This is a genomic window from Stenotrophomonas sp. Marseille-Q5258, assembly GCF_946900935.1.
Classification (GTDB): domain Bacteria; phylum Pseudomonadota; class Gammaproteobacteria; order Xanthomonadales; family Xanthomonadaceae; genus Stenotrophomonas; species Stenotrophomonas nematodicola.
The window spans coordinates 141,667-156,817 of record NZ_CAMPPN010000009.1 but is presented as its reverse complement, the minus strand read 5'-3'; the positions used below and the strand labels follow the sequence as shown (position 1 = coordinate 156,817).

The window sequence follows — 15,151 nt, the reverse complement described above, 5'->3', positions numbered from 1 at the left end:
TGCCATGCCTGATCCACGGAAGAGGCTCGTCTTCGTTCTGCTGCCGCTTGCGGCAGTAGCCACGGCAGCCGCCGAAGCGCCGGCGGCACCGCAGGCATACGTCGACACCCGCTATGTCGTTGCCCCGCACGCGGCCGGCGGCTTCACCCTGGAACGCAGCAGCTACGATCCCGACAAGCGGTTGGCCGGTGCCAGCTTCCTGTATCGGCTGAAGGAACAGCCGGACGTGGTGGTCAACGTGTACGTGTATGCCGCCGGGCGGATGGCGCCCGACGATGCACTCGCCGGCCGTGCCGCGCGCGCGCTGGTGCCGGCGATGCAGGTGGTCAACGTCAGCGGCTGCGCCAACGCGACCATCAACCTCGACGTCAACGCGACACCGGCGCAGTCCGCTGCCGAACTGAGCCGCCAGGTGATGGCGCACAAGGGGTACAGCTGCCACCTCTCGGCCGATGCGGCCGGCATCGCCGAACACACCGTCGGGGCCGATGTCATTCCGATCCACTACCAGGCATCGGACTGGACGTCGCAGTGACGGCCCGCACGCGCGATACTGTCGGTTCCTGACTGTTCTGAAATGCCGGTATCGCCATGACCAAGGGTCCTGTCCGCCTCGATGTCGCCGTGAGCTACGCCCTGCCCCGTGCCGGGTTGCCCTCGGCGGTGAGCTTCCGCAAATGGGTGGCCGCCGCGCTGAAGGGCCGCATCCGTGAAGCCGACCTGGCCATCCGCCTGGTCGATGCCAAGGAGGGCCAGTCGCTGAACCGGCACTACCGTGGCAAGGATTACGCCACCAACGTCTTGAGCTTCCCCGCCGACGTGCCCGAGGGCCTGCCCAAGGGGGTCAAGTTCCCGTTGCTGGGCGACCTGGTGGTGTGCGCGCCGGTGGTGGCCCGCGAGGCCGTGGAACAGGGCAAGGCGCTGAACGCGCATTACGCGCACCTGACCGTGCACGGTGTGCTGCACCTGCTGGGCTGGGACCACGAAGACGACAAGGAAGCCGATGCGATGGAGCAACTGGAACGCGAGATCCTGGCTGAACTCGGCATCGCCGACCCCTACGCCGGCGAGCGCTGAGCCATGCGCGACGAACCGTTGTTCGACCGCCGCCCCGCGCGTTGGCCGGCGGCGCTGTTCGTGCTGGCGCTGCTGGGGTGCGCGCTGGTTTTCCTGATGGCGCCGTCGAGCCTGGGCGGGGTGCGTTTCGGTATCTGCGCGGTGCTGGCCGTGCTGGCGGTCGCCCTGCTGGCGCCGGCCCGTCGTGGCTGGCGGGCCGCCTGGGCGCGGTTGAGCGCCACCACGCAGCGACGCGTCCGCCTCGCCATCGCCCTGACCTGCGCCACCAGCCTGGCGGCCAGCCAGGTGGTCGGATTCGTGCTGCCCCGGTATCTGGCGGGTCCGTCCGAGCCGACCCACAGCCCGGGCGGCGTCAGTGCGCTGATGGTGCTCGGCCTGCTCGCCGTACTGACCGCACCTTCGGCATGGCGCACGGTGTACCGGGCGCTGCATCGTGGCCGTCCGACGCCGGAGCAGCAGCCGTTCTTCCGCGCCAGTGCCGTCCAGTTGGGTGGCCTGTTCGGCCTGGCTGTGCTGTGCGTGCGCCTGCTGCCGCCGGCGGCCGTGCAGCTGGAACAGGGCGGTTCAACGCTGTGGCAGATCGCGGCAGGCGCGCTGAACGTGCAGGCCTGGCTGTCACACTGGACGCTGCTGTTCCTGCTGCTGACCGCGATCGGCTGGGCGCTGGACCGCTGGCGGCGCGCCCCTGCGCCGACGGCGGGAATGCCATGATCGGCGCCTGTCGCCGTTGTCGTTTGTGATGGAAGCCTCGTGATGCCCCACCTTCCCACCGCGCTGGCCGGCCTGATGGGCCTGCTGCCGCTGGCCGCCGACGGCGCCACCCCCACGCTGGACCTGCCGGCCCTGATCGAATGCCGCCAGAGCGTGGCCGACTACGCCGCCGTGGCCCCGGTGGTCGCCGACCCGCTCAAGGCGGTGGCCAGCGGCCTGCAGCCACTGCCGCAGACCAACCAGTTCATGACCGAGTTCCGCCTGGCCGCCCCGCTGACGGTGTTCGGCCAGCGCACCGAGTACGTCGCCGTGGCCGGTGCGAGCATCATGGCGATCCTGGACCTGCCCGACCCTCGCCCCCTGGCCGGCAGCTTGGCGCTGGAGACCGCGGTCGACAGCCCGGACAAGTTCATGGCCGGCCGCGAGCTGGTGAGTCGCGATGTGACCGACCCCAGGACCGGCGAGGCACAGATCGAGTCGGTGATCCTGAGTCTGTCCACGGTCAAGAGCCACCCGGGCAAGACCCTTGCCGGCTGCACCTACAGTCTGGATCTGCCGCCGGAGGAGGAGGCGCCGGAACCGCCACCCGCCCTGCCCGTCCCGTCGGTGAATGCGGCCCCTGCCGGGGGGCGCTGACAGCGCCGCGCATCCTGCTAGACTAAATCCAACGCCCGGCTCGCCGGGTGCCTTTTTTCCAGAGATGTCTGAAGACGACAGTAGCAGCTCCTCCGTGGAGCACATTGAGAAGAAGCGCAGCTGGCTGGAACGCCTGACCTCTGCCTTCTCCGGCGAACCCCACACCCGCGACGAGCTGGTGGCGGTCCTGCACACCGCACAGGAAGACGGCCTGATCGCCGCCGACACGCTGCGCATGATGGAAGGTGCGATCTCGGTGGCCGAGCTCACCGTCGGCGACGTGATGATTTCGCGTTCGCAGATGGTGTCCCTGCCGGTCGAAGCGCCCTTCCTGGACCTGATGAAGCAGGTGGTCGAATCCGGCCATTCGCGCTTCCCCGTCCACGGCGACAACAAGGACGACATCCTCGGCATCCTGCTGGCCAAGGACCTGCTGCGCGGCGTGGTGGCCGACAACGGGCCGGCCAACATCCGGGAGCTGCTGCGCCCGGCAGTGCTGATCCCCGAGGCCAAGAAGCTCAACGTGCTGCTGAAAGAGTTCCGGCTCTCGCGCAACCACATGGCCATCGTGGTCGACGAGTACGGCGGTGTCGCCGGGCTGGTCACCATCGAGGACGTACTGGAGCAGATCGTCGGCGAGATCGACGACGAGCATGACGAGGCCGAGGACCACACCGCGCAGATCGCGATCCAGGCCGACGGCCAGTACGTGGTCGACGCGCTGACCCCGATCGAGGATTTCAACGAGCGTTTCGGCGCCGCCTTCCCCGACGATGACTACGACACGATCGGCGGCCTGGTGACCGAAGCCATCGGCCACCTGCCTGAAACCGGCGACGAACTGACCCTGGACCGCTTCGTGTTCCGCGTGGCGCGTGCCGATGCGCGCCGGGTGCAGGCCTTCCACGTGACCGTGCTGGCCCCCGACGTACAGGACGAGAATTGACCCACGCCATGCGGCCCCTGCTGATGCGGTGGCCGTTGTGCCGCCTGTTGTTCCTGTCGTGGGTACTTGCCCTGGCCAGCCTGCCGTCGATGGCGCTGGCCCAGGAGGCCCCTGCCCCGCCGCCGGCGCCTGTCGCCGCTGACCCTGCCACGCCCGCACCGCGCATCGGCGTGGTGACCATGCAGCCGGGCGAGATCTTCTTCGAGCGCTTCGGCCACGATGCGCTGGTGGTGGTGGACCCGGTGACCGGCGCGGCCACTTCCTACAATTTCGGCTACTTCGATCCGTCCGAACCGGACTTCATCGGCCGCTTCGTGCGCGGCGAGATGATGTACTACCTGGTGGCGCTGCCGCTGGAGCAGGACCTGTCCTATTACCGCGAGAGCGGCCGCGGCGCGAGCATCCAGTGGCTGGACCTGGACCCGCAGCAGGCGCGCGCACTGGCCGCTTCGCTGGCCGAGCGCGCCAAGCCGGAAAACGCGCGTTACCACTACGACTACTACACCGCCAACTGCGCCACGATGGTGCGCGACGCGGTTGACCAGGCCCTCGGCGGCGGACTGCATTCACAGCTGTCCGGGCGCTCGCGCGGCAACACCTACCGCAGCGAATCGGTGCGGCTGGCCTCGCCGTCGCCCTGGATGTGGCTGGGCTTCGATATCGGTCTGGGACCGTTCGCCGATGCGCCGCTGTCGCGCTGGCAGGAAGCGTTCGTGCCGATGCGCCTGGCCGATGCGCTCCGCCAGGCGCGCAACAGCGACGGTCGCCCGCTGGTGCAGGCCGAGCAGGTGCTGCTGCCGCACCGGATCGCACCGGAGCCGGCCGAATCGGCACGCCGCTGGTGGCCCTGGCTGCTGTGTGGGCTGATTGCCGCCGCGGGCGTGGTGGCGCTGCGTGCGCGGCGGCGCTGGCTGGGCGGCATCGCGCTGCCGTTCTGGCTGTTCTGCGGCATTGCCGGTGCGCTGCTGACCTACCTGTGGGGCTTCAGTGCCCACCAGGCTGCGTGGGCCAACCGCAACCTGCTGCAGCTCTCGCCGCTGTGCCTGCTGCTGCTGCCCGGCGCCATCAGCCTGCTGCGCGGCCGCCAGCCGTGGCGCGGCTTCCGCGCCGTGCTGTGGGCGGTGGCCCTGCTGTCCGGGCTGGGCCTGGTCCTGCACTGGCTGACCCTGCAGGCGCAGTACAACCTGCAGTGGATCGTGCTGCTGCTGCCGATCCACATCGCCCTGGCCTGGGCACTGGGCCGCCGTGACTTGCCCGTCACGACCCGCTGACGCACGATGCCCGCCATGCAGACCGTCCCGATCGCCAATCCCGCCTGCGTCATCAACTGCGTGCACTACGACGACCAGGGCAAGCGCCACGACATCAGCCTGGATGCGATCAGCGACGTGATCGAAAGCGGCAACGGCTTCGTCTGGGTGGGCCTGTACGAGCCTGACGACCGCGTGCTGCTGAAGCTGCAGGAAGAGTTCTGCCTGCACTCGCTGGCCATCGAGGATGCGCGCAACGCGCACCAGCGTCCGAAGGTGGAGGCGTACGGCAATTCGCTGTTCGTGGTGGTCACCACCGCGCAGATGGTCGACGAGCGCATCGAATACGGTGAGACCCATGCCTTCCTCGGCCCGCGCTTCCTGGTCACGGTGCGCCACGGCGCGTCGCTGTCCTACGCCGCGCCGCGCGCGCGGGTGGAACGCGAGCCGGAGCTGCTGCGCCGGATGGGGCCCTCGTACTGCCTGTACGCGGTGCTGGATTTCGTGGTCGACAACTACCTGCCGATCACCCAGCGCTACCGCGACACGCTGGAGCTGCTGGAGAAGGACATCTTCGCCGACCGCTACAAGCGCCAGACCGTGGTGCGGCTGTACGAACTCAAGCGTGACCTCAACAAGATGCGCATGGCCGTGGCCCCGCTGCAGGACATGCTCTCGCAGATCAAGCGCTACCAGGGCGAACTGGTGCCGGACGAGGTCAAGCTGTACCTGCGCGACGTGCACGATCATGCCGTGCGCATCAGCGATGTGATCGACACCCTGCGCGAGATGCTGGGCACCGCGTTGAGCGTGAACCTGTCGCTGGTGACCCTGGCCCAGGGCGAGACGGTCAAGCGCCTGGGCGCGTGGGCCGCACTCCTCGCGGCCCCGACCTTGATCACGAGCTGGTACGGCATGAACTTCACCCACATGCCCGAACTGGACAAGCCGTGGGCCTACCCGGCGATGATCATCGGCGTGGGCGCGGTCTGCGTGGGCCTGTACCGCCTGTTCAAGCGCGTACGCTGGCTGTAGTGTCGGCCGCTGGCCGGCTCCCGCAGATGCCGGCCACGCCCGTTCCCGTATTTGCGGGCCGCCGCCTCGCCCCGCGTCGTCAGGCGACGTAGACCGTTTTGATGTTCATGAACTCGTGGATGCCGTGGTCGGCCAGCTCGCGGCCGAAGCCGGAGCGCTTGGTGCCGCCGAACGGCAGGCGTGCGTCGCTCTTGACGATGGCGTTGACGAATGCGGCGCCGCATTCCAGGCGCTTGGCGATCGCTTCGCCACGCACCGGATCGCCACTCCACACACTGCCACCAAGACCGAAGGTGGTGTCATTGGCCACGCGCAGCGCGTCGGCATCATCGCGCACGCGCAGGATCGCGGCGACCGGTCCGAACAGCTCTTCGTCATAGGCCGGCATGCCGGGTGCCACATGGTCGAGAATGGTTGCCGGGTAACCGGCATGCGAACCGGCCACCGGCTCGCCGCCAAGCAGCACGGTGGCGCCCTTGGCCACGCTGGCCTGCACCTGCCTGTGCAGCTCATCGCGCAGGTCGGCACGCGCCATCGGCGCCAGCGTGGTCCTGTCATCCTGCGGGTCGCCGTAGACGCGCTCGGCGGCCGCCGCGACGAACTTCGCCACAAAGGCATCGGCGATCGCATCGACCACCACGAAACGCTTGGCGGCGATGCAGGTCTGCCCGCTGTTGTCGAACCGCGACTTCACCGCGGCGGCGACGGTCTTGTCCAGGTCGGCGTCGTCGAGCACCACGAATGCGTCGCTGCCCCCCAGCTCCATGACGCACTTCTTGAGCTGGTCGCCGGCATTGGCGGCGATCGAGCGCCCCGCGCGCTCACTGCCGGTCAGCGTGACCGCCTTGACCCGCCTGTCGCGCAGCACCTCGGCCGCCTGGTCGTTGTCGATATGCAGCACATCGAACACACCGTCCGGCAGGCCACCATCGCGGCAGACCGCCAGGATCAGATCGGCGCACTGCGGCACGTTGCTGGCGTGCTTGAGCAGCGCCACGTTGCCGGCCATGAATGCCGGGGCGAGGAAGCGGAACACCTGCCAGATCGGAAAATTCCACGGCATCACCGCGAACACGCAGCCGATCGGCTCGTAGCGCACGTAGCTGCGCTGGGCCTCGGTGTCGATCAACTGCGGCTTGAGGTAATCGGCGGCGTGGTCGGCGTAGTACTCGCAGGCCTGCGCGCACTTCTCGATTTCGGCCAGCGCCTCGCCCTTGAGCTTGCCCATTTCGCCGGTCATTGCCTGCTGGATGTCATCCCTGCGGGCGCGCAGCTGCGCGGCGATGCCGCGCAGGATGCCACCACGCTCCTGCAGCGAGCGCGCCGTCCACAGCGGGAAGGCAGTTGCCGCTGCCGCCAGACGCTGTTCGATCCCGACGGCATCAAGCAGTTCGTGACGGTACGTGACCTGGCCGGTCGCGGGATTGACGATTTCAACGGTCATCGTGGTACTCCGGAAGACAGACCGTCATTCTGCGCCCGGAGGTGTGATCCGGATGTTGCCGCGGCTGGCGGGCGCCGGGCTCGGGGTGCGTCATGGCGTCGCAGGAGCCAGAGCCACAGCGCGGGCAGTCGCTTCGTCGGGGCGGGCATGGTGGGGTGCGTTGCCGGGCGCCGGCGTGGCTGGGTTGGCAGGACCGTTGCCTCACCCCTTGTCCTGCAGCGCCATCTGCAGATCGCGCTGGCGGCGCTTCTCGCCGCGCGCGGTGATGTACCAGCCGATCACGGCGGCGACCGACACCGCCAGCACCATCAGGGTGGCCAGCGCGTTGATCTCCGGCTTGATGCCCATGCGCACCGAGGCGAACACCTTCATCGGCAATGTCGTGGAGTTCGGGCCTGCCACGAAGCTGGCGATCACCACGTCGTCCAGCGACAGCGTGAAGGCCAGCAGCCAGCCGGCCACCAGCGCCGGTGCGATGATCGGCAGGGTGATCTGGAAGAACACTTTCAGGCGCCCTGCCCCAAGGTCCATCGCCGCTTCTTCCAGCGAACGGTCCAGTTCCTGCAGGCGCGAGGACACCACCACCGTTACGAACGACAGGGTGAAGGTGACATGCGCGATCCAGATCGTGACCACGCCGCGGCTCGGGAAACCGGGAATGCCGCCCATCGACACCAGCAGGGTCATCAGCGAGAACCCGAGGATCACTTCCGGCATCACCAGCGGCGCGGTAATCAGCGCCCCGAACACCGTCTTGCCCGGGAACTGGCGGAAACGGGTCATCACCATTGCCGCCATCGTGCCCAGCACCGTCGCAGCCGTGGCGGTCCAGAACGCCACTTCCAGGCTGATCCACAACGCATCCAGGATCTGCCGGTTGTTGAACAGCTCACCGTACCAGCGGGTGGAGAACCCCGACCACACCGTGGCCAGCTTGGAGGCGTTGAAGGAATACACCATCAACAGCAGGATCGGCAGGTACAGGAAGGCAAAGCCCAGCCCCAGCACGCCCCAGCCCAGCCAGCGGTTGCCGCGCACCATGCTCATGACAGCTTCCCTTCCAGCTCGCGCTGCTGGAAGCGGTTGAAGACCAGGATCGGCACCAGCAGCAGCGCCAGCATCACGATCGCCACCGCCGAGGCGGTGGGCCAGTCGCGGTTGTTGAAGAACTCGCCCCACAGCACCCGGCCGATCATCAGCGTGTCCGGCCCACCGAGCATTTCGGGAATCACGAATTCGCCCACCGCCGGGATCATCACCAGCATGCAGCCGGCGACGATGCCGCTGCGCGACAGCGGCAGGGTGATGCTCAGGAACGCCCGCCACGGCTTGGCGCCGAGGTCATAGGCGGCCTCCAGCAGACGATGGTCGAGCTTGACCAGATTGGCGTACAGCGGCAGCACCATGAACGGCAGGTAGCAGTACACGATGCCGATGTACGCGGCGGTCGGGGTGTACAGGATCTGCAGCGGCGCATCGATCAGGCCCAGCTTCATCAACCACTGGTTGAGCAGGCCGTTGCGGTCCAGGATGCCGATCCACGCGTACACGCGGATCAGGAACGAGGTCCACGACGGCAGCACCACCAGCATCATGGCCACGTTGCGCGCGGCCGGCGACATCCGCGAAATCACGTAGGCCATCGGATAACCGATCAGCAGCGTGAGCAGTGTGGAGACCAGCGCAATCCTGATCGAGCTCAGGTAGGCCAGCACGTACTGGTTGTCCTTGACCAGCGCGGCGTAGTTGCCGAGGTTGAGCTTGAGCGAAAACGCGCCGTCCACATACTCCAGCAGCCACGTGTACGGCGGCGAACCGACTTGGGTGCGCGCGAACGAGATCATCAGGATGATCACGAATGGCACCGCGAAAAACAGCAGCAGCCACAGGTACGGCGCAGCGATCACGCCACTGCGCGTGCCGGGGAGCCAACGCTTCCAGCCCGTGGCGTTCATGCGGTGAGCACCACGCCGTCGTTGTCGCGCCAATGCACCCACACGCTGTCGCCCCAGGTCAGCCCGTCGCTGGCCCAGCGCTGCGAGTTGGCGAAGTTGGACAGCACCTTGGCGCCGCTGGGCAGGCGCACGTGGTACACCGAATGGCTGCCGAAATAGGCGATGTCCTCGATCACGCCCTGGGCCTTGTTGGTGGCGCCCTCGGGCTCGTCCTTGCCGATCATCACCTTCTCCGGACGCAGCGCGAAGGCGACCGGCTGACCTTCGTAACCGGTGATCCCGTGGGCGACATAGATCGGCGCCGGGAACAGCGGGGTGCGCACCGTGACGTACTCGGGCAGGTCCTCGTCGATGACGCCGTCGAACAGGTTCACCGACCCGATGAACTCGGCGACGAAGCGGTTGGCGGGCTGCTCGTAGATCTCGTCCGGTTTGCCGACCTGCTGGATCCAGCCAGCGTCCATCACCGCAATGCGGGTGGCCATCGTCATGGCCTCTTCCTGGTCGTGGGTGACCATCACGCAGGTCACCCCCGAGGTCTCGATGATGTTGACCAGCTCCAGCTGCATCTGCGAACGCAGCTTCTTGTCCAGCGCCCCCATCGGCTCGTCCAGCAGCAGCAGCTTGGGCCCCTTGGCCAGCGATCGCGCCAGCGCCACGCGCTGCTGCTGGCCACCGGAGAGCTGGTGCGGCCTGCGCTTGGCCAGCCTGCCCATCTGCACCAGCTCCAGCATCTCGCCCACGCGCGTACGGATCGCATCGCGCGCCATTCCGTCCTGCTTCAGGCCAAACGCGATGTTCTGCTCCACGGTCATGTGCGGAAACAGCGCGTAGGACTGGAACATCATGTTGATCGGGCGCTGGTACGGCGGCAGCGCATTGATGCGCTGGCCATCCAGGTCGATGCTGCCGGCGGTGGGCGTCTCGAAGCCCCCCAGGCAGCGCAGCAGGGTCGACTTGCCGCTGCCCGAGCCACCCAGCAGGGCGAAGATCTCGCCCTTCCTCACGTCCAGACTGACGTCGTCAAGCGCGACGAAGCCGTCGAACTCCTTGCGCAGCGCGCGGATGGACAGATAGCCCGGTTCGAGGACCGGCACGACCTCGCCTTCCGGCTTGGCTTCTAGTGGCATGGGGAGCGGCTCCGGGCGCGCGTCGGGACGGGGGGAGGATCCCATTTTAACGGTCGCGGCCGCGTCATGGGCCGCAACCGACACCGCCGGCACAGGGCCGGCGGTTGAAGGGGTGTACCAGACGGGGGCGGTTCAGCGCCCGGTCTTGACCTCGGTCCACAGCCGCGTGTAGAGCTTGTCCACTTCCGGGGTGTTGATCGAGTAGGTGAACATTCTGGCGGCCACGTCGGCCGGCGGGTAGATGGTCGGGTCGTTGCGGATGGCCGCGTCCACCAGCGGCGTGGCCGCCGTCACCGGGTTGGCGTAGTGGATGAAGTTGGTGTTGGCCGCGGCGACCTTGGGTTCGAGCAGGTAGTTGATGAAGGCGTAGGCGGCCTCCGGGTGCTTGGCGTCCTTGGGAATGGCCAGCATGTCGAACCACTGCGGCGCGCCCTCGCGCGGGATCGAATAGGCCACGGTGACGCCGTTGTCGGCCTCGGCGGCACGGTCACGGGCCTGGATGATGTCACCGGACCAGCCGACCACCAGGCAGGTACCGCCGTTGGCCAGCGAGCCCACGTACTGCGAGGAGTGGAAGTTCTGCACGTACGGGCGGATGCTCTTGAGCAGCGCGGCCGCCTTCTGCAGGGTGGCCGGGTCGTTGCTGTGCGGATCCTCGCCGAGATAATGCAGCGCGATCGGGATCATGTCCGACGGGGTGTCCAGAATGGTCACGCCGCAGTCCTTCATCTTGGCGATGTTCTCCGGCTTGAACACCAGATCCCAGCTGTTGGCGATCTCGGTGCTGCCCCCGAAACGCTGCTTGAGCAGCTCCACGTTGTAGCCGATCCCGGTGGTGCCGATCATGTAGGGCACGCCGTACTGGTTGCCCGGGTCCTGCTGGGCGATGCGCTTCATCATCTCCGGGTCGAGGTTGCCCAGGTTCGGAATCCTGCTCTTGTCCAGTGGCAGGAACACACCGGCCTTGATCTGGCGCCCGAAGAAGTTCAGCGTCGGCACCACCACGTCGTAGCCGCTGTCACCGGCCAGCAGCTTGGTCTCGACCATCTCATCGCTGTCGAACACATCGTAGGTCACCTTGATCCCGGTCTTCTTCTCAAAGTCCGGAATGGTGTTCTCGGCGATGTAATCGCTGTAGTTGTAGACGTTCAGCACCTTGGCGTCTTCCTGTTTGCCGCCGCCACAGGCGCTGAGCAGGGACACGGCAATGCCGAGGGTGAGGATTCGCAGCTTCATCGGACTCTCCACAGGTCAGGTGCGAGATGGGGGAACCGGCCGGACCGGCAAGACGGGTGCCAGCCTACCGGGCGCGCGCCCATTTTCCCAGCACGCGGCCCTCACGGCCTTGCCGCACCGGGTGCGTCACGGCCTTCAGACGTTGAGCAGCAGGAACTCGCGCTCCCACGAGCTGATGACGCGGAAGAAGGTCTCGTACTCCTTGCGCTTGACCGAGACATAGGCCCGGCAGAAGCGCTCGCCAAGCATGTCGCGCAGTTCCGGGCAGCCCTCCAGCCCGTCCAGCGCCTCGCCCAGCGAGCGCGGCAGGTCGTAGCCCAGCTCCTTGGCGCTGCCGCCGATCGGCGCGGTCGGCGAGCCCTGCTCACGGATGCCGAGCAGGCCGGCCGCCAGCGTCGCGGCCATCGCCAGGTACGGGTTGGCGTCCGACCCGGCGAAGCGGCTCTCCACGCGCATGTTCTCCGGGGTGTCCATCGGCACGCGCAGCCCGCAGGTGCGGTTGTCGAAGCCCCAATGCACGTTGCTCGGCGACACCTCGCCGAACACCAGCCGACGGTACGAGTTCACGTTGGGGGCGAAGAACGCCATCGCCATCGGCACGTACTTCTGCAGGCCCGCCAGGTAGTGGCCGAAGATCGGACTGAAGTCCTCACCGCCGTTGTCGCCGCTGAAGACATTGTGGCCGTCGCTGATCCGTATCAGGCTCTGGTGGATGTGCATGGCACTGCCCGGCTCGGTCTCCATCGGCTTGGCCAGGAAGGTGGCGTACACCCCGTGGCGCATCGCCGCCTCGCGCATGGTGCGCTTGAACAGGAATACCTGGTCGGCCAGGTCCATCGCATCGGCATGGGTGAAATTGACCTCCAGCTGCGCCGCACCGGATTCATGGATCAGCGTGTCCACGTCCAGCTTCATCGCATCGCAGTAGTCGTACATCAGGTCCAGGATGGGATCGAACTCGTTGACCGCATCGATGGAATAGGACTGGCGTGCGGTCTCCGGGCGCCCCGAGCGCCCGGCGGGCGGCAGCAGCGGGAAGTCCGGGTCGGTGTTCTTCTGCACCAGGAAGAACTCCAGCTCCGGTGCCACTACCGGGCGCAGGCCCAGTGCGGTGTAGCCGTCCAGCACCCGCCGCAGCACGTTGCGCGGGGCCAGTTCGTGCGGTTGGCCGGTCTTGGTGTAGCAGTCGTGGATCACCTGCGCGGTGGGATCGGTGGCCCACGGCACCATGCGGACCGTGTCCGGGTCCGGGCGCAGGATCATGTCCGAATCCGACGGCGAGGTCAGTTCGTAGTAGTCGTCGGGGAACTCGCCGGTCACGGTGGTGGCGAAGATGCCCTCGGGCAGGCGCGTGCCGTAGTCGTGGGAAAACTTGTCAGCCGGGATGATCTTGCCGCGCGCATTGCCGGTGATGTCCGGCACCAGGCACTCCACTTCGGTGATGCGCCGGTCCTTGAGCCAGCGCAACAGCACGCTCTCCTGCGGGACGGGCGGCGTGGCGGATTTCTTGCGCGAGCGCGTTCGGGTGGTCATGACCGGTCTGCTGTAGAGGAGTAGCGGCGACAAGCATCGCCGAAGGCACGGAAAATACTGTGATAGAACGCATCGCTGGCGACACGCCATTCCGGGTGCCACTGTACGCCGAGGACGAAACGATGCGTGGGACTGCGCGCGGCTTCGACCAGCCCGTCCGGCGCCCGCGCCTCGACCTGCAGCCCCGGCGCGAGCCGCGCGATGCCCTGCCCGTGCACCGAGTTGACCCTCGCCGTCTCCGCACCCGCCCAGCCGGCCAGCCAACCGCCCGGTGTGAGCACGACAGCGTGGGCCGGCCCGTACTGCACGTCGACCGTGGCAGCGGGGTCTTCACGATGGTCGAGCATGCCCGGCACCCGCTGCACCCGTGGGTGCAGGCTGCCCCCGAGCGCGACATTGAGCTCCTGGAAGCCGCGGCAGATCGCCAGCACCGGCAGGTCACGCGCCAGCGCCGCCTGCAGCAGCGCGAACGCGTTGGCATCGCGCGCCGGATCGTGCGGGTTGCCAGGCCAGGACGGTGGGCCATCGTAGTGACGGGGGTCGATGTTGCTGACCGCGCCGGTCAGCAGCAGCCCCTGCAGGCGGTCCAGCCAGGGGCTGGCCGGCAAGGCGGGGTGCAGGCTGGGCAGCAGCACCGGCACCACGCCGGCCGCCTGGACCAGCGCCTGCACATACTTTTCGCCCGCCATCGCAAACCGGTGATGGCCCAGCTGCAGGCTGTCGGTGGGCAGGCCGACCCAGGGTGACGGGTCCATGCATCGTGCTCGGATGACCTGGCTGCACGGTACGCCGACGCGCGCGGGCCACGCAAGCGCGACCTCCACGATGCGTTGCCGGCGTTGCTGGCATGCTGTGCGCATGACTGACGCCCCCTCCCTTCCCTGCCGGTGCCGCGCATGAGCAGCACCGCCGTCGCGCATGCGCCGAGCTGGTACGCCGACAGCGTGCCGGACGTGGCCGTGCATGCGCCGCTGCATGGCGACCATGTCGCCGACGTCTGCGTGCTGGGTGCCGGCTACACCGGCCTGTCCGCCGCGCTCGCGCTGGCCGGGCGCGGCTATCGGGTGATCGTGCTCGAAGCGCAGCGCGTCGGCTGGGGCGCGTCCGGACGCAATGGTGGCCAGGCCATCGTCGGCTATGGCTGTGAAGTGGACACCTTGGAACGCCTGGTCGGCCCGGCCGATGCCCGCCTGCTGTTCGATTTTTCGCGCGACGGCATGCGCCTGCTGCGCGATCGACTCCAGCGCCACCAGATCCAGTGCGACTGGCGGGACGGCCATGCCAGCGTGCCGATCAACGCCCGCCAGGAACGCGGGCTGCGCGCGGGCCTGGTCGCACTGGCCGAACGCTACGATTATCCGCTGCAGTGGTGGGACCGCAGCCAGCTCCAGCAGCAGCTGGACAGTCCGCGCTATCGCGGGGCGATGTTCGATGCTGACAGTGGCCACCTGCATCCGCTGGCCTATGCGCAGGGCCTGGCACGCGCGGCGGCATGCGCCGGCGCGGTCATCCACGAGCACTCGCCGGTGCTGCGGCTGGAACGGGGCACGCGCCCGCGGCTGCGCACTGCCGCCGGCAGCGTCAGCGCCAGCCATGTGGTGATCGCCGGCAACGCCCTGCTGCAGGGCATCGCGCCGGCGCAGGAAGCACGGATCATGCCGGTGGGCACCTATATCGGTGCCTCGCAGGTACTGGGGAAGGCCCGCGCGCAGGCCCTGATCCGCAACGACATGGCGGTGGCCGACGTGAGCTGGGCGCTGGATTACTTCCGTCTCAGCCACGACCACCGGCTGCTGTTCGGCGGCCGGGCCAGCTACTCGGCGCTGCCGCCGCCGGGCCTGCGCGGCGTGATGACGCGGCGCATGCACCAGGTGTTTCCGCAGCTGGCCGATGTGGAAATGGACTATGTCTGGGGCGGCCTGGTGGATATCACCCGCAACCGCGCGCCCGACTGGGGGCGCCTGGACCCCACGGTGTATTACGCGCAGGGCTTCTCCGGCCACGGCGTGGCGGCCGCGGGACTGGCCGGCGTGATATTGGCCGAGGCCATCGCGGGGCAGTCGGAACGGCTGGACGTGTTTGCCCGTATCCCGCACCGCCGCTTCCCGGGTGGGCGTGCGCTGCGCACCCCGCTGCTGGTGGCGGCGATGTCCTGGTACAAGCTGCGCGACGCGTTGTGGTGATCGGAGGTGATCGCG

General features: G+C 68.0%; 15 protein-coding genes. 8 read left to right on the top strand and 7 right to left on the bottom strand.

Annotation, left to right across the window (positions count from 1 at the left end):
- Positions 1-4: 4 nt before the first annotated feature.
- The 7 genes from OC534_RS07545 (at position 5) to OC534_RS07515 (ending at position 5,655) form a co-directional block, all read left to right on the top strand.
- Complete coding sequence (locus OC534_RS07545; RefSeq protein WP_166472813.1) at positions 5-535, top strand: hypothetical protein; 531 nt, start codon at positions 5-7, stop codon at positions 533-535.
- Positions 536-591: 56 nt separating this feature from the next.
- A complete protein-coding gene (gene ybeY / locus OC534_RS07540; protein ID WP_017357081.1) occupies positions 592-1,077 on the top strand; it encodes an rRNA maturation RNase YbeY in 486 nt (161 codons plus the stop codon).
- A 3-nt stretch (positions 1,078-1,080) separates the two neighbouring features.
- A complete protein-coding gene (locus OC534_RS07535) occupies positions 1,081-1,788 on the top strand; it encodes a hypothetical protein (RefSeq protein WP_262071633.1) in 708 nt (235 codons plus the stop codon).
- A 75-nt stretch (positions 1,789-1,863) separates the two neighbouring features.
- Positions 1,864-2,424 carry a hypothetical protein gene (locus OC534_RS07530; protein ID WP_051008651.1) on the top strand — a complete coding sequence of 187 codons (561 nt, stop codon included), beginning with the start codon at positions 1,864-1,866 and terminating at the stop codon, positions 2,422-2,424.
- Between the two features lie 64 nt (positions 2,425-2,488).
- The gene (locus tag OC534_RS07525; RefSeq protein WP_262071632.1) at positions 2,489-3,370 is read left to right on the top strand and encodes a transporter associated domain-containing protein; all 882 of its coding nucleotides are present in this window, start codon (positions 2,489-2,491) and stop codon (positions 3,368-3,370) included.
- 8 nt (positions 3,371-3,378) lie between these two features.
- Positions 3,379-4,641 (top strand): DUF4105 domain-containing protein, encoded by a 1,263-nt coding sequence (locus tag OC534_RS07520; protein ID WP_017357077.1) that lies wholly within the window; start codon positions 3,379-3,381, stop codon positions 4,639-4,641.
- Between the two features lie 15 nt (positions 4,642-4,656).
- The gene (locus OC534_RS07515) at positions 4,657-5,655 is read left to right on the top strand and encodes a magnesium and cobalt transport protein CorA (protein WP_017357076.1); all 999 of its coding nucleotides are present in this window, start codon (positions 4,657-4,659) and stop codon (positions 5,653-5,655) included.
- Between the two features lie 79 nt (positions 5,656-5,734).
- Here the strand turns inward: OC534_RS07515 and OC534_RS07510 are convergent, their stop codons facing one another.
- The 7 genes from OC534_RS07510 to OC534_RS07480 all read right to left on the bottom strand — a co-directional run bounded on the left by OC534_RS07510 (position 5,735) and on the right by OC534_RS07480 (position 13,708).
- A complete protein-coding gene (locus OC534_RS07510; RefSeq protein WP_153164388.1) occupies positions 5,735-7,099 on the bottom strand; it encodes an NAD-dependent succinate-semialdehyde dehydrogenase in 1,365 nt (454 codons plus the stop codon).
- A 201-nt stretch (positions 7,100-7,300) separates the two neighbouring features.
- On the bottom strand, positions 7,301-8,146 hold the full coding sequence (locus tag OC534_RS07505) for an ABC transporter permease subunit (protein WP_017357074.1): 846 nt from the start codon (positions 8,144-8,146) through the stop codon (positions 7,301-7,303).
- A complete protein-coding gene (locus OC534_RS07500; protein ID WP_017357073.1) occupies positions 8,143-9,054 on the bottom strand; it encodes an ABC transporter permease subunit in 912 nt (303 codons plus the stop codon). Before OC534_RS07500 ends, OC534_RS07505 begins: the two co-directional genes overlap by 4 nt.
- Positions 9,051-10,184 (bottom strand): polyamine ABC transporter ATP-binding protein, encoded by a 1,134-nt coding sequence (gene potA, locus OC534_RS07495; RefSeq protein WP_153164389.1) that lies wholly within the window; start codon positions 10,182-10,184, stop codon positions 9,051-9,053. The genes OC534_RS07500 and potA overlap by 4 nt, the downstream gene beginning before the upstream one ends.
- Positions 10,185-10,316: 132 nt before the next feature.
- Complete coding sequence (locus OC534_RS07490; RefSeq protein WP_136004178.1) at positions 10,317-11,420, bottom strand: polyamine ABC transporter substrate-binding protein; 1,104 nt, start codon at positions 11,418-11,420, stop codon at positions 10,317-10,319.
- Positions 11,421-11,555: 135 nt separating this feature from the next.
- Entirely contained in the window at positions 11,556-12,953 is a 1,398-nt protein-coding gene (locus OC534_RS07485) for a glutamine synthetase family protein (protein ID WP_017357070.1), read from the bottom strand.
- Positions 12,950-13,708 carry a gamma-glutamyl-gamma-aminobutyrate hydrolase family protein gene (locus OC534_RS07480; protein ID WP_262071631.1) on the bottom strand — a complete coding sequence of 253 codons (759 nt, stop codon included), beginning with the start codon at positions 13,706-13,708 and terminating at the stop codon, positions 12,950-12,952. The genes OC534_RS07485 and OC534_RS07480 overlap by 4 nt, the downstream gene beginning before the upstream one ends.
- A gap of 141 nt (positions 13,709-13,849) precedes the next feature.
- Between OC534_RS07480 and OC534_RS07475 the strand changes: the two genes are divergently transcribed.
- A complete protein-coding gene (locus tag OC534_RS07475; protein WP_262071630.1) occupies positions 13,850-15,136 on the top strand; it encodes an FAD-binding oxidoreductase in 1,287 nt (428 codons plus the stop codon).
- Positions 15,137-15,151: the final 15 nt, after the last annotated feature.